We start from the raw sequence: 19567 nt of genomic DNA, 5'->3' as shown, positions 1-19567 counted from the left end.
CCTCCGGCTGCCCTGCGGGGCGCCATCTGCGTCTCCTCCTGCAGTTTCCACTTCTTCCTTTTGCGCGAAGCGAATCCTGGGCGCCGAACTCCTTTCCGTACTCTTACCTAAGAGCTGTGCCGCATTCCGGCGGGCACGCGACGACAGTTGCGGCACCTCGCGGCGTTGTCGGAACGTCTTACGGTGCACCGAACCTGGCGCTGCTCGGACCCGCCATAAATTTGTTGACAGCACATAGGCGAAGAAGCCCTGCCCGAGACATGACTTTACCTCTCGACTGGACGGACTCCCCGATCAATGGCCACTGTGAATCCCTTCGAAGCCTCCGAACCGCTTTTGTTGCGTCTTTCTGCTTTCAAGCGCGAAGTCTTCGCGGATTCATTTCCGAGTAGTGACTCGCTCGATCTTCTGACGACTGAGCAACTTGCATTCTACATTCGGAACCTTTCCCAGAACATGGCGTTCCGAGAGGCGGTAGAGGTCTCCAGCCCATCTCTGGCGAATCTCCTGTCCAAAGTGGCCGAGGGGGCGGTGTTGAAGCGGAAACGCCTCTTGGGAGCAGCTATTTCACTGACGCGCTACATGTTTCGAGCTACTGGTCGTCCCACCCCCTTCGGTCTCATGGCAGGGGTGATGAAGCTGGGTACTGGGAGCGCAGGGATCACTCTGGAAGGCCCAGGCAGTAAGTCTGTACGGCTTGACGCCGGTTGGTTTTACAAGCAGGTCCAGCGTTGGCTCGGAGACCCCCGCATCCGCCATGAAATAGACATCGTCGTCAACGATCTACTGGCAGTTCGGGGAGAGCGTCTCGTGTTGCCATCCGGAGGTTCCAATACCGAAGGACAGGAAGCCACTGTACGAAATACTTCATTTGTGCAATGGGTTTGCGCAAGAGCTGTCCGGCCGGCGCGGTGGAGAGATGTTCTGGAGGACGCCGCCGCCGTATTCACCACCGCATCCCGTTCCCAGCTCGATGAGCTACTGACGCAACTCGCTCGAAGTGGCTTCCTGCTCACCTCTCTGGGCGCAGAATCCATGGACGAGCGTTCATTGGAATCAGTCTGTCGTGGTCTTTCGGGAGTTCCCGAGGAACTGGACATGATGCACCGGCTTCAAGCCGCTTGCAGAGCTTTTCAGCAATCCGGCGTCGGTACGGGCGCGGGGATATTGCGGCAGATAGCCGGTATCCATGCCGAATCAGGTGTGACGGATCCTGCCGCGGTTCAAGTCGATCTAAAATTTGATGGAGTCGCGGAAATACCACGAAGCGTCACGGAAGAAGTAGAAACATATGTCAAATCCATATGGCAGATGACTCCTCAGGTTAACGTCTACGACCACATGAGAATCTACCGAGAGGCGTTTATCGATAAGTATGGGGCAAATGGCGCCGTACGCGTCACCGATCTGATTGACCCGCACACAGGACTGGGGTTTCCGCAAGGGTACAAGAATCCTGAAAGAAGTCGCGACACGAGGTTTACCGAGCAAGCGATAGCGAAGATTCAGGACAGCAGTCGACTGGAGCACCTCAATTTTCTTATACAGCGTGGAATGCTGAGTCAAGACCGGGAGATTCTGCTCGAAGATCAAGATGTCGAGAAGCTCACCTCCAACCAACCGTCTGCTATGCCGGCCGGACTGGAGCTCACCTTTCAGCTGTTGTCAAACAACGTATCAGATTTGGAAGGTGGAAAATTCACTCTGGTTTCTTCGCCCATGGTCGGTACGACGAACGCAGGCGCAGCTATGGGCCGCTTCGCGCGACTAGTCGGGGCTGAAAGTGCATGGACTGATCTTGTAGATGTCACAGCGCGAGACGCGGGATTCACTGCCCACATAGACTTTCATCCACGTAGTGCGCGTGCAGCAAATCTGAATCAAGTACCCAAGACCTTGCCCCGTACGATTCCCATAGGAAAGTTCACCGATCGGTCATCGCCACGGTACCTGGATTGGCGTGAGCTGCTGGTGGTGTCGGACGGTCGAAAATTGAAGCTCATCAACAATTCTGATGGGCGAGAAGTACATGCTGTAGTCCCGCACATGCTCAATCTTGAGTCCCAGGCGCCAAATATCGCCCGATTCCTCGGAGAGATCAAGCATTCTGGTGAACCTCAGGTGTTGCAGGTATGGGACTGGGCCGGCTACTCGGCAGCGCCTTGGTTGCCGAGAGTGCGCCTCGGTCGCGTTGTGCTTTCGCCATTGCAGTGGCGCACAACCATAGAAATGCGCGAGGCAGCCCTTTCATCTGCCGGTTGGATAAATGCCCTGGCTCAGTGGCGTCACGACCTGCAAGTTGACGACAGGGTCTGCGTAGTACAAGGGGACCTTTCGTACGAGATTGATCTGTGCGAACCATTCCACCAAGAAATTCTGCGCCGAGACATCTTGAAGGGTCCGGTAAAGATTACCGAGAGTATACGAGGATTTGGTTCCTACGAATGGTGTGAGGGGCGGGCGAATGAAATTGTGATACCACTTGTCAGGCGTTCAGGGGGTGGTTCTCTCAAGATTGCGCCTACGAGTGGAATACGCCGAACAGACCAGCTGACACCCCTTGTCCACCATGCGCCGGGAGACGAATGGCTCTACGCCCAGATCATGGCAGTGCCGGAAGTGCATGATGAAGTCATATGCGCTCTGGACGCATTCACCAGAAACCTTTCCGATTCCCTCGAAACCTGGCATTTCGTTCGATTCTTTTCCCCTGAACCACATATCCGTCTGCGTGCCAAGACAACGGACCCCGGAGCAGCCCCGCACTTGTTGCAAGACATTGCGAGTCTGCGTGATCGTGGATTGATCCGAGAATTCCGCCTATGTGCCTATGAACCCGAAATCCATAGATATGGAGGGGCTGAGGCACTGCGCGTTGCAGAGAAAATTTTTCACCTCGACAGTCAGGTGGTGGCAGCGCAGATTCGGCTGCTACAGGCCAGCACGGCGCGTGTGAGTCGAGAGATCATGACAGTGGCTAACTATGGTGCCCTGCTGGACTCGGTGCACGGTAAAGAATGGACCGCATGGATCGGACACAAATACCCGAAGAGTGCTAATGGAGAGGTTCCCAGAAGTGTACTCGAGCAGGCAGGGAACCTAGTTGTCCCAGGGGACACGGCACAAAATTTGGAGAGCACTCTCAAAATGACCGGCCTGGCTGCAACATGGAGAAATGCAGGATCACAGGAAATATTTTCAGGCATGCTGCAGGAAGAAGAAAGCCGCAGACATTCAGTACTGAGCCTACTGCACATGCAGCATAATCGGCTGATCGGCGTAGATCGTGCCAGTGAGTTGCGTACCTTGACCATACTCGGGCATGTGGCGCGCGCTCACTCCGACCGGCAACGAAACTACGGGATCGGCATATGAGTACGGGCATCAGAAATCGGGCCAAACAAGTTGCGGACGAGATCGCGACAAGACTCACCGATCCAGACCTACTGGTCGCGGCGCAAAAGGGTCCCGATCTCGACCACTTTCCTCGAGAAGAGCTCAGTACGCTCGCCCGTGGTTACTCGGGAATTTCTCTCCTTTTCACCACCCGCGCCGGAGCCGGCAAGACTTCTGATGCGAGCATCGCGCATCAGTACCTCCAGAGATGCGCCCAATTGCAGGAAGATTCTTCGCACACGGGGCTGGTGGGTCTTCATAACAATATTACCGGGCTGGGTTTCGCGATGGCGAGTGCGAGGCTTGTGACCGGAGGATACACGAAGGCTCTCGGCCAACTGGACCGGCGCGTAACCGCGTCCGCACGAGCCATTTGTGAGTTCGCCAACCTCGAAATATACGAAAGTCTGAACCAATACGACGTCATCAGCGGGCTCTCAGGAATTGGCAGATATCTGCTGATGCGAGGCCAAGAAGCCGAGGATGCAATACAGCTCGTGTTGGAAACGCTCACCCAGAGAGCACTCAGTGAGGTTACAGATCAACGGAATCTGTCATCGGGACGCCGGCTTCCTGGGTTCTGGTCGTCCGGCGCACCTTCAGCGACATACGACGAGTCGTCCGAGGAGGCCCAGTACGGGCATCTGAACCTCGGCGTAGCACATGGGATACCAGGTCCGCTCGCGCTGCTGTCTCTCGCGAAGCTCCAAGGCTACACCTGCGAAGGCCAATCGGACGCGATCAGTGTTCTTGCGGATCTCTTGATGGAATGGTGCCAGGAGGATGCGCGGGGGCTCTACTGGCCAGCCTTTATCTCTCGAAGCGAATGGGATCGTGGAGTACCGCGGCCGGGAAAGAGCATGGCGAGGTGGTGTTACGGCACACCTGGGGTGGCCCGAGTACTGCAACTTGCTGGACAGGCTGAAGAACGGGACGACTGGTTGAGTGCGGCGGAGCGTGGCATATCCGCCTTGCTGGAGGCACCGCTCTCGGCATGGCAAGTCATCGATATGGGACTGTGTCACGGGTGGGCCGGCGTACTGCAATTGCTTGGATATTTCGCAAGCGGTGATTCTTCGAGACATCATGTAGACGAGGTACGGGACACGATCGCAGAAATGATTGTTGAATCCTTTGCGCCTGACACCAGATACGGATACCAGGTCGGCATGCTCGCCGGCCAGAGCGGGGGTGATTACCCGGGGCTCTTGGAAGGTGCAGCCGGTATTGCGCTCGCTCTGGATTCTTATGCAGAGTGTTCCACTACCTCGAAGAACACCTGGGACGCCGCCTTTCTCATGTCGTAAAAAGGAGTTCCAGAGATGTCGGACGAGCGTTCTTTTGGTCCTGAAGTGATCGTAGGACAATCCCGTTTCTCGGTTTTGGAATTTTTGCAGAGAGTGGTGAATCACGTAGAGCATCCTGAAATCTGCGAGAAATCAGACTTCCTCGAAGCCAGCGAAAGGTTTCTAGAGAATGGCCTGAACGCCATAGGCGGGGCGGTGCTTCCGGAGTGGGTGGAGTACAAGCTGGTGCCACCCGTTGGTCCCATTCATGCAGGACTGCATGGCGCGATGGCTGAATACTGCCGAGAGCTCCTTCGTAGCGAGGTGATCTCCGATTTCTTCTTCATGGACAAGGAGCCAGGTCTAAGAATCAGATTCCGGTTCTGTGAGGTCGATATTGAACGTCAACAGCGAGCCGATTTGGAGTCACGTATCGTCGAGTGGCAAAGCCGAGGCATTATCAACGGCTGGAGCAAATCTTTCTATGAACCGGAGCAGTACCTTTTTGGCGGTCCCGTTTCCATGTCCAGCGTGCACAGATTGTTCACGGCAGATTCACTTGCGTGGGCAGACTATTGGTCTTCAAATCAACCGAGGCCACCTGCCTGGGCGTTTTCTCTGAGTATGATTGAAATTTTCTTCGAGGAAATGCGAATTCTGGGATGGGAAGGGCGAGATGTATGGGATCGCGTCCGCACGCAAACGCATCGTCAGATTTTCGGGGATAAGCCAGACGGATGGTCGGGGACGTTGGTAAAGATTGATCAAGTATGGGCCGACCCCGGGCGGCTTGAAAGTCTTATCAACCGCCCGTGCAGAGATTACCTTGCTGACTACCAGAAGATGCTCAAATTGGAGTGTCCCGTATGGATCGACAAGTACTTCAGCTCTTCCCACGCGCGAATAGGCCCTCGGGAGGCTGCCGCATTTTATATCGCCTATCACTGGAATCGGGCGAGGATTCCTTTCGTGTGGCAGTGCGCTATCGCTGAAGCGCTTGCCAAATAGATATCCGGCAGGAGGTGACGCCATGAGTAGATTCAAGTCAGTTGATGCGCAGGATAAGAATGTCGGTCTGCGTGCGGTAAGACTTTTGGGTCCGCATCGCTTCAAGGTTCTCTTGATCGCAGCTCTGGTGTTGGGAGACGCAGCAGCTTCGATTGCGTGGCCATTTTTCCTGAGGGAGATCCTGGATAATGCAATTCCGCACGGACGTATAGGCCTGCTCAGTATCCTGGCCTGCGGGATGCTTACCTCCGTCGTTGTTTCAAACGTACTCGGGGTGTTTCAGGCGCTCGTCTCAAACAGGATGGGGCATTGCATCATGCATAATTTGCGTGTCGCGGTGTTCAAGCATATGCAGGCGCTGTCTCTTCGATATTTTACGAATGCTCGTTCCGGTGATGTCCAGTCCCGACTGGTGAGCGACATCGGAGGTATGGAGACCACGATGACGTCTGCTATGACATCGCTGGTATCCAATTTTGCGTCTGTCTTTGCCACGCTCATAGCCATGCTTGCCCTCGACTGGAAGCTCACCCTGTTCGTTCTTCCGTTTTTGGCGGCTTTCGTCTGGGTCAGCCGGCGCGTGGGTCGGGAGCGGCACACTCTTATTGGAAAGCGACAACAGCAAATTGCATCAATGACTGGCGTCATCGGTGAATCTCTCTCGGTCGGTGGGATACTTCTGGCAAAGACAATGGGGCGCAGCGGGCCGATTCGTCAGAGGTTCGAAAAAATTTCAGCTGATTTGGCTGATATAGAAGTTGAATCCTCGATGTCCGGGCGCTGGCGAATGTCCGGAATCGGAATGGTCATGGCCGGCGCCCCTCCCATTCTCTATTGGGTGGCCGGCGTAACGGCCGATTTCGGGGGGAGTACACCCACGGTTGGCACCCTCGTCGCATTCGTCACTCTCCAGCAAGCTCTCATGTGGCCCACCCTGGAGCTACTGACAACGGGCGTCCAAGTACAGTCGTCCACGGCCTTGTTCGAACGGATTTTTGAGTTCCTGGACGCGGATATAGATATTGTGGATCCAGTGATGCCAAAGGCTCTTAGGGGTAATTATGGCGAGGTCGTCCTAAAAAATGTTTCCTTCAGCTATGCAGGCAAGGGTGGAAGTCTCGCTCTGAATGATGTGAATCTCTCTATTCCGTCGGGAAGCCACACGGCCGTAGTTGGTGTCACGGGCTCTGGAAAGACTACCCTGGGGCATGTGATCGCCCGACTGTACGATGTTGATTCAGGGGCGGTGTCTGTCAATCAAGTGGATGTGCGTGAAGCGTCCATCCAATCCCTCTCCGATGTAATCGGAGTAGTCTCCCAAGATCCTTTCTTCTTCAATAGCACAATTGCAGAGAATTTGCTTTTCGCCAGACCGGAAGCTACGTACGGTGAGATGGTGGCATCTGCGAAGGTGGCGCATATTCATGACTTCGTCCTTGGGCTCCCGGAAGGGTATGGGACTGTTCTCGGAGAGAGAGGACACAGACTTTCGGGTGGAGAGAAGCAGCGCTTGGCAATCGCTCGGGCGATCCTCAAGAATCCGGCCATCATGATCTTGGATGAAGCGACGAGTGCGCTGGATGTCGTCACGGAGGCTGCGGTACAAAAGGCCCTTGACATTCTTCCGGGAAGGACTACGCGAATCACGATCGCCCATAGACTTTCAACAGTGCGTGATGCTGATCAGATTGTGGTACTCGATCGTGGACGAATCGTCGAGAGAGGGACTCACGACTCACTGGTGTCGGCCAACGGATATTATGCAAATTTCGTCGAACGAGATTCTTCCTTCAGGAGGGCGTGAAGCATGGAACCTGTAACTCTCAAATCTGACAGACTGCTCATCAGGCCCTTGCGTGCGCAGGATGCGGAACACGTGATGGCCGCATGGCAGGATCCGAATATTCGACGCTGGACCGCAGTCCCGGTGGAGCAAACGCTCGACATGGCGGCAGACTTCGTGCGAATTAGCGTCAATGAATGGCGTGAGGGGCGCAACTTCATTCTGGGAATAGAGGTCATCGATACCGGCGAGTTCGTGGGTACGATTGGTATATTCGGCCTCAGCTGGGTCAGTATGTCGGAACAACTGGCATGGGTGGGGTGCTGGGCCGTGGGAGGGCAGCGCCGCAACGGCTATATGGCGGAGGCTCTTCCTGTACTCGCTGCATGGGCCTTCCGAGAACTCCGTATCGATCGCCTTGAGGCCATTGTGGAGGTAGGGAACGATGCGTCGCTTGCATGCGCGTTGAAGGCCGGTTTCCAGATGGAAGGAACGCTTCGGTCTCGGACAGTCCAGGACGGGACGAGGCGTGACGCCTGGATCGCAGCCCTGCTGCCTGGGGACCTTGGCCAGGCGTCTTCGGTTCCTTATCACGGTTGACAAGGAGAAGGCGTACGGCAACGTTCGCTCCGGTTCCGTCCGAGTGCCCCGCTCATCCGCGCGTTGGCGTACGGCGCCCACCGACGCGGGCACCCCGTAGGCCCTCTCGCTCCTTCACGGGCGCGCCCGCCGGAACCGCCCCGGCAGGAATGCGATCGTTGACCGGCGGGTTGGCGCCAGTACAGAACGTGAACAGCACTGAGAGCGGATGGCCTTCACATGGGCGAGCTGATCCTGATCCGGCACGGCGAGACCGAGTGGTCCCGCAACGGGCGGCACACGAGCTACACCGACCTGCCTCTGACCCCCCTCGGTGAACGCCAGGCCCGTGCCCTGGCCCCCCTGCTCGCCGACCGCTCCGTCGCGCTCACCCTGGTCAGCCCCCTGGTCCGGGCCCGGCGCACCGCCGAGCTCGCCGGACTCACCGCGCCCCGGATCACCCCGGAGCTGCACGAGTGGGACTACGGCGGCTACGAGGGCATCACCACGGACGAGATCCGCCGCACCCGCCCCGACTGGAACCTCTGGACGGACGGCGTCGGCGCCGGCCCCGCGGCCCACCCCGGCGAGACCCCGGCGGAGGTCGGCGAGCGGGCCGACCGGGTGCTGGCCCAGGTCGCGGAGGCGGCCGGACGGGCCGGTGACGAGGACATCGTGCTCGTCGCCCACTCGCACTTCCTGCGCGTCCTGACCGCCCGCTACCTCGGCCTGACCCCGGCCGAGGGGACCCTCTTCCAGCTGGCCACGGGCGCGGTGTCGCGGCTGGGCCGGGAGCACGGCAACCCGGTCATCACCGCGTGGAACGTCTCCCTGCCGGAGAGCCTGTTCCCGGCGGCGGTCCCGGGGAAGCCGGAGCACGCCTGAGACAAACGGGGACGGCCGGCAGCCCTCGGGGAGCTGCCGGCCGTCCGCGTACGCGGTGCGGTGTCAGGCGATCAGTTCCACCTCCGCGAGGGACGCCTCACCGTCGAACACCAGCCGGTAGTGCGCGTAGGAGCCGGGGGTCTTCACGGAGAAGGCCCGGGTCTGCTTGTCCCAGGTGAAGGTCTGGCCGGACCGCTTGTCGAGGTCCTTCCAGCTCTTGCCGTCCGAGGAGCCCTGGAGCACCCAGCCGGTGGGCGCCGTCGCCTTGGCGGCCGAGGTCAGCGTGTACTGGACGCCCTTGGTGGCGGACGGGACGGGCAGCTCGACCGTGGCGGCGGTGCCGGTGGTGGCCGAGGTGTCGTCGAACAGCGGGCCCTCGCCCTTCAGCACGTCCTTCCTCGGCGACGGCACCTGGTCGTCCTGGGTGATGGAGACCGGCGCGTCGTTCTTTCCGGTGCCCCAGGCGGACGGCCTGGAGCCCATGTCGAAGTCCAGCGTCCCGCCCTTGGCCAGCAGGTCGTGCGGCAGCGAGGTGGCGGTCCACTTCTTGCCGTTGACCTTCAGGCCCTGGACGTAGATGTTCTTCGCGCTGTTCTTCGGCGCCTTCACGACCAGCTTGCGGCCGTTCTCCAGGTGCACGGTGGCCTTGGTGAACAGGGGCGAGCCGATGGCGTACTCGCCGCTGCCCATGACCAGCGGGTAGAAGCCGAGCGACGAGAAGAGGAACCAGGCCGACTGCTCGCCGTTGTCCTCGTCACCGTGGTAGCCCTGGCCGATCTCGCTGCCCGTGTACAGCCGGCCCAGCACCTCGCGGACCTTCTCCTGCGTCTGGTACGGCTGCGAGGCCGCGTCGTACATGTACGTGACGTGGTGGGCGACCTGGTTGCTGTGCCCGTACTGGCCCATCCGTACGTCACGGGCCTCCGTCATCTCGTGGATGACGCCGCCGTAGCTGCCCGCGAACTCCGGGGTGCCGGTCTCCGGGGTGGCGAAGTAGGTGTCCAGCTTCTTCGCCAGGCCGTCCCGCCCGCCGTACAGGTTGGCCAGGCCCCTGCTGTCCTGCGGAGCGGTGAAGGCGTAGCCCCAGCCGTTGGTCTCCGTGTAGTCGTAACCCCAGACGCGCGGGTCGTAGAGGTCCGACGGCAGCCGCCAGTCGCCCTTGGCGTCCTTGCCCTGGAAGAAGCCGGCCTTGTCGTCGAACAGCTCGACGTAGTCGCGGGCCCGGTTCATGAAGTACTCGGACTCGTCCTTGTAGCGCTGCTCGTGCGTCTTCTCGTAGAGCGCCTCGCCCATCTTCGCGATGCCGTAGTCGTTGACGTAGCCCTCCATCGACCAGGACATGCCCTCGTGGGTCGTGGTGTCGGCGTACCCCTTGAACGGGGACGTCTCCATACCCTTGCGGCCGACACCGGAGCTCGGCGGGACGACCGTGGCGTTCTTCACGGCCGCGTCGTACGCCGCCTTCGCGTCGAACTTCACGCCCTTGACGTACGCGTCGGCGAAGGCCACGTCCGAGGAGGTGCCGGTCATCAGGTCCGCGTAGCCGGGGGAGGACCAGCGGGAGATCCAGCCGCCGTCCTTGTACTGCTGCACGAAGCCGTCGACCATCTCACCTGCCTTCTCCGGCGTCAGCAGCGAGTAGGCCGGCCAGGTCGTCCGGTAGGTGTCCCAGAAGCCGTTGTTGACGTACACCTTGCCGTCGACGATCTTCGCGCCGGTGTGCGTCGGGGTGTCCGAGCCGACCTGCGGGGAGAACGGGGAGGCGTACCTGTCCTTGCCGTCGACCTTCTCGAAGCCCGAGTTGGGGTAGAGGTAGAGCCGGTACATGCTGGAGTACAGCGTGGTCAGCTGGTCGGCGGTGGCGCCCTCGACCTCGACCTTGCCGAGCAGGTCGTCCCAGGCGTCCTGCGCCCTGTCCTCGACCCGCGCGAAGGAGAGCGAGGCGGGGATCTCGGCGGCCAGGTTCTTCTTCGCCTGGTCGATGCTGATCAGCGAGGTCGCCAGGCGCAGGTTCACCGTGCGGTCCTTGCCGGCGTCGAAGCGCAGGTAGCCGGTGACGTCTTCACCGCCGCCGCCGGAGAGCTTGCCGCTCGCGGTGACGGGCGCGTCGAAGACGCCGTACACGAACAGGCGCGTCGCCCCGGTCGAGCCGCCGCTCTTGACGTCGGAGAAGCCGGTGAACGAGCTGGTCGCCGGGTCCAGGGTGAGCCCGCCGTCGTTGGACACGTTGTCGAAGACGATGCTCGCGTCCTTGCCGGGATACGCGAAGCGCATCCGAGCCGCGTGGTCGGTCGGCGTCATCTCGGCCTTGAGCCCGTTCTCGAACGTCACCCCGTAGTAGTGGGGCCGCGCGGTCTCGTTCTCGTGCTCGAAGGGCAGCGCGCGGCCGGTGCGGGAGGCGTCCGGGGTGCCGGAGGCCGCCGAGGGCATCAGCTGGAAGGTCTGCCGGTCGCCCATCCAGGGGCTCGGCTCGTGGCTCGCGGCGAAAGCCTGCAGGGTGGGCAGGTTGTCGTCGTTGTTGCCGCGCGCGTAGTCGTACAACCAGCTGGTCGATCCGGCGTTGGTGACCGGCGTCCAGAAGTTGAACCCGTTGGGGACGGCCGTCGCGGGGAAGTTGTTGCCGCGCGAGAAGGAGCCGCTGGAGTTGGTGCCCCGAATGGTCGACGCGTAGTCCGAGAGGTGCGCCTTGCGCTTCTCCGGCTTCGCGGGCGCGATCGTGAGGTCGTCGATCCAGCCCTGGAACTTCGCCGGGCCCTTGGGGGAGTCGTACGCGACCAGGATGCGGTCGATCGTCTTGCCCGCGGCGACGGTGCCGATGCCGGCCTCGACCTTGTTCCACTGGTTGACGTAGAGCCGCTTGGCGTCGGCCTGGCCCTGCGGGGTCAGCAGCCCGCCGTTGGTGTCGGTGGCGTGCAGGTCGCTGAGGTAGGTACCGTCCGTGAACGCCAGGTCCACCGCGACGTGCGTGGCCGGGTAGGACAGGTCCGTCTCGCCCATCTGCGGGTAGACCAGGTAGGACAGCTCGGTGTCCCGGCCGACCCGCGTGTCGACGTCGAAGATCTTGTTGTACGAGTACGCCCGGCCGTCGGCCTTGTGGGTGCCCGCGTACCGCAGCGCCTTCTTGCCGGTGAAGCCCGAGCCGGCCTTGGCGGTGGGGGAGCCGGAGGGGCCGTTGCTGATCTGGGTGCGCATGTCGGAGGGCGCGGGGGCCGAGGTGTCGCCGTCGGAGAACTGGACGTCGGCGAGCTGGGTGGCGTCGGTGGCGCCGTTGTTCTTCGTGATGTCCAGGCGGAAGTGCTGGTACGCCTTGTCCGTCTCGAAGTCGTACGACTTGGTCTGAAAGCGCTCGCCGAAGGTCTGGCCGGTCCGGGTGTCCAGGTCCGTCCAGGTCTTGCCGTCCTCGGAGCCCTGGAGCGTCCAGTCCTTCGGGTCGCGCTCGTCGTGGTCGTCGGCGGAGGTGAGCGCGTACGTCACGACCTTGACCGGTTCGGTGAGGTCGAACTCCAGCCAGGCGGTGGACTCGAACGACAGCCATTTGGTGCGGGACTCGCCGTCGACGAGGTTCTCCTTCACCTCGCCGCCGCCGGTGTTCTCGTCGCTGGCGCGTACCTCGGTCACCTTGTCGGTCACATTGCCCGGTATTCCGGAGGAGAATCCGCCATCGACACCCGATGACCGCTTCTTTCCGTCAGGGCCCTCTTCTACGGTATTGCGCCAGTCCGGTTGTGTTTCGTCCTCCTCGAAGGAGGTGCTGAATGTCCGGTCGCCCGAAGGCCCTTGACCTCTTTCACCTGACCCGGCCGATTGAGCGGCGGCCGCCGTGGGGGCTGTCACGACTAGGACCAGTGAGGCCGCGATCAGTGCTGCCGTGCTGCTTTTTCTCGTGCGAGAACGGTGTCGGGGGTGCATGCCGAGCGATTCCTCCCGGGGAAGTGTGCGCTTGGACAACGTTGTCAGAAGGTGCGCAGGAACAAGTAGGGAGTGAAGTGGCAGGTGGTGTCAAGGAGTTGGATCAGAGCGGTCCGGTGAATCGACCGGAATGCGGAAAACGTTACATCCGCAGGGGGGCGCGGAGTGTCGAGGTATCCGCGAGGTCTCAACTCGGGAAAGACTGCCGTGCAAACTTGCTTTCGATCTTGCTCAGTTGGCGGCAAGTGGACTATACCTGTCGGCGTCTGCACAGCTTGGTTCACCGGTTGTGCGGCTGGGGGACACGGGGGCAGGACAACGCGACGCCGCAGGTGCGTCGACTGTCCGGTTCCCCGGCGCCCCCCACGGCAATGGTTAGCCTGAAATCTGTACCACCCAAGCGCAACTGACCGCGGTGGCGGGGCCCTTCGCTGAGGCGAATTTCAACGGGGCGACCGGTACACACCGCCTGAGTCCTGGAGAAGGCGAGGACTTGAGCATGGGATCCACCTCCGCCCACAAGAATGAGGGCCTTGGCCGTCGCGATGTGATCAAGCGTTCTGCCGCACTCGGTCTGATCACCGTCCCGACCATGAGCTTCCTGTCCGCCTGCGCGAGCGGCGACAGCGGCGGCGACGAGCCCGTCAAGAAGGGCAAGACCAGCGCGAAGAACCCGCTGGGCGTCAACGAGACCGCCGCTCTCGACGTGGTCATCTTCAACGGCGGCTTCGGCGAGCAGTACGCGAAGGACGCCGAGAAGGTGTACCAGACGGCCTTCCCGAAGGCCAAGGTCAAGCACGCCGCGACGCAGAAGATCCAGTCGCAGCTGCAGCCGCGCTTCAACGGCGGCACCCCGCCGGACCTGATCGACAACTCGGGCGCCGAGCAGATGGACATGGGTGTCCTCGTCGGCAAGAAGCAACTGCTCGACCTGACGCCGCTGATGGACGCCCCGTCCTACGACGACCCGAACAAGAAGGTCCGCGACACCCTGCGTCCGGGCGTTCTGGAGATGGGCCAGTTCGACGGCGACCCGGTCTGGATCATGTACTACGCGTACACCGTGTACGGCGTCTGGTACTCGCAGACCAACCTGGAGAAGCTGGACGCCGAGTATCCCGAGGACTGGGATGCCATGCTCGCCCTCTGCGCGAAGGCGAAGAAGAAGGGCGTCGCGGGCTGGACGTACCCGGGCAAGTACCCGTACTACCTTCCGTTCTCGCTCTACCCGTTCATCGGCAAGATCGGCGGCCGCGAGGTCCTCGACAAGATCGACAACCTTGAGCCGAACGCGTGGAAGGACCCCGCCGTCAAGGCGGCGTTCGAGGCGTACTACGAGCTGTACAAGAAGGGGTACATCCTCAAGGGCACCCCGGGCCTGACCCACATCCAGTCGCAGACCGAGTGGACGAAGGGCAAGGCGCTCTTCATCCCGAACGGCTCGTGGGTGGAGAACGAGGCGGCGCCGACCACGCCCAAGGACTTCAAGATGATGGTCGCGGCCCCCTCCAGCCTGGACTCGTCCGACAAGATGCCCTTCGGCACCATCTGGGCGTCCGGCGGCGAGCCCTTCATCGTCCCGGCCAAGGCGAAGAACCCGCAGGGCGGCATGGAGCAGCTGCGTATCATGCTCTCCGAGGAGTCCTCGAAGAACTTCACCAAGCAGGTCAAGTCCCTCAGCGCGTTCAACGGCGGCACCGACGGCCTGACCCTCTCCACGGCCATGCAGGCCGGTGTCGACGCGCTGAAGAAGGCCGGCGACAACGTGGTGAACCCGCGCATGCAGGACTGGTACGTGAAGCTCCAGAAGGAGCAGATCGGCACCGCGGGCATCGGCGAGATGATGGCCGGACGCCTGACCCCGGCCGAGGCCATCAAGAAGATCCAGGCCTACGCGGACGCGGCGGCCAAGGACCAGTCCATCAAGCACTACAAGCACCAGTGAGCAACCGTCACCAGCGGCGGCACCCGCGGAAAGATCGGGGTCGGTAAACCATGCAGCACGGCAAGTACCGGTTCATTGTGGGGTTCCTGGTAGCCCCCTTGGCCTTGTACGCGGTCTTCGTCATCTGGCCGTTCATCCAGGCCATCTACTATTCCTTCACGGACTGGACCGGTCTGAGCCCGGACTTCAAGATGGTCGGCTTCGGCAACTACTCCAGGATGCTGAAGGACGACATCTTCTGGAAGTCGCTTCAGCACAGCGTGGTGTTGGTGCTCGTGCTGCCGCTGGTGACGTTGGGCCTCGCGCTCTTCTTCGCCTTCATGCTCAACGTCGGAGGCCGCCGGCGCAAGAACGCCGCGGTCGCCGGCGTGCGGGGCTCGGGCTTCTACAAGATCGCCTATTTCTTCCCGCAGGTCCTCTCGATCGTCATCGTCGCCCTGCTGTTCCAGTTCGCGTTCAACCCGCGTTCCGGCATGCTGAATTCGGCGCTGAAGGGGATCGGACTGGACAACGTCCAGCCGGACTGGCTGGGCGACCCGAACCTGGCGCTGATCTGCGTCATGGCGGTGCTGGTCTGGTCGACGGTCGGCTTCTTCGTCGTCCTCTTCTCGGCCGGCATGGCGTCCATCCCGAAGGACTTCTACGAGGCGGCGCTCCTGGACGGGGCGAGCCGCGTCACGACGTTCTTCAAGATCACCGTCCCGCTGCTCTGGGACACCATCCAGTCGGGCTGGGTCTACATGGGCATCCTGGCCCTCGGCGTCGAGGCGTTCACGGCCGTCCAGGTCATGACGGTCGGCCCCGGCGGCCCCGACTACTCGACCTCGATCCTGCCGCTGTACGTGTACCAGACCGCCTTCCGCGACGGTCAGGCCGGATACGCGACCACGATCGGTGTCGGACTGCTCATCGTCACCATGGCGTTCGCCGCCATCGTGATGCGGCTGGGCCGGCGCGAGCGGCTGGAGTTCTGATGCCGCGCTTCCCGGGACGGGTTCCCCGGACTCCCAGCAGGCAAGACAGCCCGGCCGCGGCGGCCGGCTCGACAGTAGTACGAGGTGAGTACACGTGAAGGCCACTGAAACGCCTCCCGTGGTCGCGGCGACGGAACCGGCCCCCGTGTCCAAGTCGAAGCCGCCCGCCCCCGGCGGCAAGGAGAAGGGCAGCGAGGGCCAGGTCCTCAACGTCTTCTCGCACGGCGTGCTGATCATCTGGGCGATCCTGGTGGTCCTGCCGCTGCTCTGGGCGATCATGTCCTCGTTCAAGAACGACGACTCGATCCTGTCGACGCCGTGGGCCCTGCCGGACAAGCTCCACTTCGACAACTGGTCGCGCGCCTGGAGCCAGGCGCACATGAGCGATTACTTCTTCAACACGATCCTCGTGGTGGGCGGTTCGCTCATCGGCACGCTGCTGCTCGGCTCGATGGCCGCGTACGTGCTCGCCCGGTTCGACTTCCCGGGCAACCGCTTCATCTACTACCTGTTCATCGGCGGGATGAGCTTCCCGATCATCCTCGCGCTGGTCCCGCTGTTCTTCGTGATGAACAACATGGGCCTGCTGAACACGCGGCACGGGCTGATCCTGGTCTACATCGCGTACTCGCTGCCCTTCACCGTCTTCTTCCTCACCTCCTTCTTCCGGACGCTGCCGGGGTCGGTGGCGGAAGCGGCATCGATCGACGGGGCCTCGCACACCCGGACGTTCTTCCAGGTCATGCTGCCGATGGCCAAGCCCGGCCTGATCAGCGTCGGCATCTTCAACTTCCTGGGCCAGTGGAACCAGTACATGCTGCCCACGGTGCTGAACACCGATCCGAAGTACCGGGTGCTCTCGCAGGGTCTGGTCGAACTGGCCAACAGCCAGGGCTACAAGGGCGACTGGTCCGGGCTCTTCGCCGGTCTGGTGATGGCGATGCTGCCGGTCCTCGCGGCCTACATCATCTTCCAGCGCCAGGTCGTCGCCGGGCTCACCGCGGGTGCGGTGAAGTAACGCCCCGTATCCCCTGAACGCACCTTACGAACGAAGCGAACCGCCCGCCGGCCCCCGCCGACGGGCGGTTCGTGCGTGTACGGGGGAGTTCGCCGCGGTCCCGAGGTGTGGGGCCGGTGCTCATCGGTGGCTCGGACTGCTCAAGGTCTTGACGGGGAGGACCCCAAAACGGTCAGCTTAGAGTTCACATGTTGGAGAATATGGCAGGAGTGAGTGAGTCGATGGAGACTCCGGGATCGCAGACGTCTCTGCATCGCGCCAACCTTGAGCGGGTCGTGCGCGCCGTACGTATGGCTGGTTCGCTCACCCAGGCGGAGATCGCCAGGAGCACAGGCCTGTCCGCGGCCACTGTCTCCAACATCGTTCGCGAACTGAAGGACAGCGGCACCGTCGAGGTGACCCCCACCTCGGCCGGCGGCCGCCGCGCCCGGAGCGTCTCGCTCAGCGGGGACGCGGGCATCGTGATCGGCGTCGACTTCGGCCACACCCACCTGCGCGTCGCCGTCGGCAACCTGGCCCACCAGGTGCTCGCCGAGGAGTCCGAGCCGCTGGACGTCGACGCCTCGTCCGCCGAGGGCTTCGGGCGGGCGGAACAGCTGGTCAACCGCCTGATCGCCACGACCGGGATCAGCCCCGGCAAGGTCATCGGGGTGGGGCTCGGTGTACCCGGCCCGATCGACGTCGAGTCCGGCACGCTGGGCTCGACGTCGATCCTGCCGGGCTGGACGGGCATCAACCCCAGCGAGGAGCTCGCCGCCCGCCTCGGCGTGCCGGTCTACGTCGACAACGACGCCAATCTGGGCGCGCTCGGCGAGCTGGTGTGGGGGAGCGGCCGGGGAGTCAGGGACCTCGCGTACATCAAGGTCGCCAGCGGTGTCGGCGCCGGTCTGGTGATCGACGGCCACATCTACCGGGGCCCCGGCGGCACGGCCGGCGAGATCGGCCACATCACCCTCGACGAATCGGGCCCGGTCTGCCGCTGCGGCAACCGCGGCTGCCTGGAGACCTTCACGGCCGCGCGGTACGTCCTGCCCCTGCTCCAGCCCAGCCACGGCCCCGATCTCACCATGGAGCGGGTGGTCCAGCTGGCCCGCGAGGGCGATCCGGGGTGCCGGCGGGTGATCGGTGACGTCGGGCGGCACATCGGCAGCGGGGTGGCCAACCTCTGCAATCTGTTGAACCCGAGCCGCGTGGTGCTCGGCGGCTCGCTGGCGGAGGCCGGGGAACTGGTCCTCGGGCCCATCCGGGACTCCGTGTCGCGTTATGCCATCCCCAGCGCCGCCCGGCAGCTCTCGGTGCTTCCCGGGGCCCTGGGGGGCCGCGCGGAGGTGCTGGGGGCCCTGGCGCTCGTGCTGAGCGAGATGGGGGATTCAACCCTTTTGGAGAGCACCCTCCCCGCGGCCACTCCTGCCTTCACTTAGATAACGAATGGCACCGTTGTCATCTCGTTAAGGATTTACTCCTTGACGTCGCCCTCGCGGCCGAGTTGACTTCCAGCCACCTCGGCCGCGACGTTGCGGCCTCGTCAGGGAGGCAAACCCCCAATGAACGCAGTGACGCGACGCATCGTCATAGGCACGGCCGCTGTCTCGATGGCCCTCTCCCTCGCCGCTTGCGGCAAGGCCGGCGACGACAAGAAGGACTCGGCGGACTCGGGCAGCAAGACCAAGATCGGTCTCCTGCTCCCGGAGAACAAGACCGCCCGCTACGAGACGCTGGACAAGCCGCTGTTCATCGAAGCGGTCAAGAAGGACTGCGCGGACTGCGAGGTCGTCTACAACAACGCGGCCGGTGACGTCGGCCAGCAGAAGCAGCAGTTCGAGCAGCAGATCGCCGACGGCATCAAGGTCATCGCGATCTCCTCGGTCGACGCCGAGAAGTCCGCCGCCTGGGTCGAGGCCGCGCACAAGAAGGGCGTCAAGGTCGTCGCGTACGACCGCGCCATCGCCGGTGCCGACGCCTACGTCAGCCACGACAACGAGAAGATCGGCAAGCTCCAGGGCCAGGCCGTCATCGACGCCCTCGGCTCCAAGGCCTCCGGCGCCAACGTCGTCATGATCAACGGTGACGAGAAGGACCCGAACGCCGGCCTGTTCAAGAAGGGCGCCCACGCGTCCCTCGACGGCAAGGTCAAGATCGCCTACGAGGCGTCCGGCGAGTGGGACCCGAAGATCGCCGGTGAGAAGATGACCGCCGCGATCTCCTCGGTCGGCAAGGGCAAGATCGACGCCGTCTACTCCGCCAACGACGGCATGGCGGGCGGCATCATCACGTCCCTGAGCAACGCCGGCATCAAGGACATCCCGGTGGGCGGCCAGGACGCCGAGCTCCCCGGCATCCAGCGGATCATCGCCGGTACGCAGACCTTCACGATCTACAAGTCGCCGAAGCAGCTCGCCCCGGCGGCCGCCCAGTTCGCCGTCAACCTGCTCCAGGGCAAGGACGTCGGCGCCCAGGGCGAGACGGACGGCGTTCCGTCCACGCTGCTCGAGCCGACCGTGGTGAACAAGGACAACATCCAGGACACCGTGATCAAGGACGGCATCTACAAGGTCGCCGATGTCTGCGTGAAGGACATCGCCGCCAAGTGCACCGCACTGGGCATCAAGTAGTCCCTCCTCGCGCCGGGGCCGGTGGGCCCCGGCGCGAACGGGCGTGATCCGCACCGCACGGCGGAGTCCGCCCGCCCCCATGACTGTCCGGCCCCGGCCGGCTCACACCCCGCTTCCGGGCGGGTGCCGGACACTCTTCCCCCCAGTGCTTCCCGTACGTCGACGCCGCCCC

The 19567-nt window shown here is 62.5% G+C and carries 12 protein-coding genes; 11 read left to right on the top strand and 1 reads right to left on the bottom strand.

The window, feature by feature from the left end; all coding sequences use genetic code 11:
- The first annotated feature begins 297 nt into the window (after window positions 1-297).
- The 6 genes from BLW14_RS06300 (at window position 298) to BLW14_RS06270 (ending at window position 8937) form a co-directional block, all read left to right on the top strand.
- Window positions 298-3375, top strand: a complete 3078-nt coding sequence (locus BLW14_RS06300) for a lantibiotic dehydratase (protein WP_143051996.1) — start codon at window positions 298-300, stop codon at window positions 3373-3375.
- Entirely contained in the window at window positions 3372-4703 is a 1332-nt protein-coding gene (locus BLW14_RS06290; RefSeq protein WP_093705173.1) for a lanthionine synthetase C family protein, read from the top strand. The genes BLW14_RS06300 and BLW14_RS06290 overlap by 4 nt, the downstream gene beginning before the upstream one ends.
- Window positions 4704-4718: 15 nt before the next feature.
- Complete coding sequence (locus BLW14_RS06285) at window positions 4719-5690, top strand: thiopeptide-type bacteriocin biosynthesis protein (RefSeq protein ID WP_093705171.1); 972 nt, start codon at window positions 4719-4721, stop codon at window positions 5688-5690.
- Window positions 5691-5712: 22 nt separating this feature from the next.
- Window positions 5713-7494: an ABC transporter ATP-binding protein gene (locus BLW14_RS06280; protein ID WP_093705169.1), complete on the top strand. Its 1782-nt coding sequence runs from the start codon at window positions 5713-5715 to the stop codon at window positions 7492-7494.
- A gap of 3 nt (window positions 7495-7497) precedes the next feature.
- Window positions 7498-8073 (top strand): GNAT family N-acetyltransferase, encoded by a 576-nt coding sequence (locus BLW14_RS06275; protein ID WP_093705167.1) that lies wholly within the window; start codon window positions 7498-7500, stop codon window positions 8071-8073.
- A gap of 219 nt (window positions 8074-8292) precedes the next feature.
- On the top strand, window positions 8293-8937 hold the full coding sequence (locus BLW14_RS06270; protein WP_093705165.1) for a histidine phosphatase family protein: 645 nt from the start codon (window positions 8293-8295) through the stop codon (window positions 8935-8937).
- A gap of 63 nt (window positions 8938-9000) precedes the next feature.
- On the opposite strand, the gene BLW14_RS06265 is transcribed toward BLW14_RS06270, so the two are convergent.
- Window positions 9001-12567, bottom strand: coding sequence for a GH92 family glycosyl hydrolase (locus BLW14_RS06265; RefSeq protein WP_093705163.1), 3567 nt, complete (start codon window positions 12565-12567; stop codon window positions 9001-9003).
- A gap of 778 nt (window positions 12568-13345) precedes the next feature.
- Between BLW14_RS06265 and ngcE the strand changes: the two genes are divergently transcribed.
- From ngcE to BLW14_RS06240, 5 genes are all read left to right on the top strand, one after another.
- Window positions 13346-14791: an N-acetylglucosamine/diacetylchitobiose ABC transporter substrate-binding protein gene (gene ngcE, locus BLW14_RS06260; RefSeq protein WP_093705161.1), complete on the top strand. Its 1446-nt coding sequence runs from the start codon at window positions 13346-13348 to the stop codon at window positions 14789-14791.
- A 50-nt stretch (window positions 14792-14841) separates the two neighbouring features.
- Window positions 14842-15765, top strand: coding sequence for a carbohydrate ABC transporter permease (locus BLW14_RS06255; protein ID WP_018523611.1), 924 nt, complete (start codon window positions 14842-14844; stop codon window positions 15763-15765).
- A 94-nt stretch (window positions 15766-15859) separates the two neighbouring features.
- Window positions 15860-16783, top strand: coding sequence for a carbohydrate ABC transporter permease (locus BLW14_RS06250; RefSeq protein ID WP_093705159.1), 924 nt, complete (start codon window positions 15860-15862; stop codon window positions 16781-16783).
- A 221-nt stretch (window positions 16784-17004) separates the two neighbouring features.
- Window positions 17005-18204 carry an ROK family transcriptional regulator gene (locus BLW14_RS06245; protein ID WP_093705157.1) on the top strand — a complete coding sequence of 400 codons (1200 nt, stop codon included), beginning with the start codon at window positions 17005-17007 and terminating at the stop codon, window positions 18202-18204.
- Window positions 18205-18327: 123 nt separating this feature from the next.
- Window positions 18328-19395 carry a sugar ABC transporter substrate-binding protein gene (locus tag BLW14_RS06240; protein ID WP_093705155.1) on the top strand — a complete coding sequence of 356 codons (1068 nt, stop codon included), beginning with the start codon at window positions 18328-18330 and terminating at the stop codon, window positions 19393-19395.
- The last annotated feature ends 172 nt before the right edge of the window (window positions 19396-19567 follow it).

The organism is Streptomyces sp. 2131.1, from assembly GCF_900105515.1.
Taxonomy (GTDB): Bacteria; Actinomycetota; Actinomycetes; order Streptomycetales; family Streptomycetaceae; genus Streptomyces; species Streptomyces drozdowiczii.
Note: the sequence above shows the minus strand (reverse complement) of the source record. Positions and strands in the feature narration are given on the sequence as shown.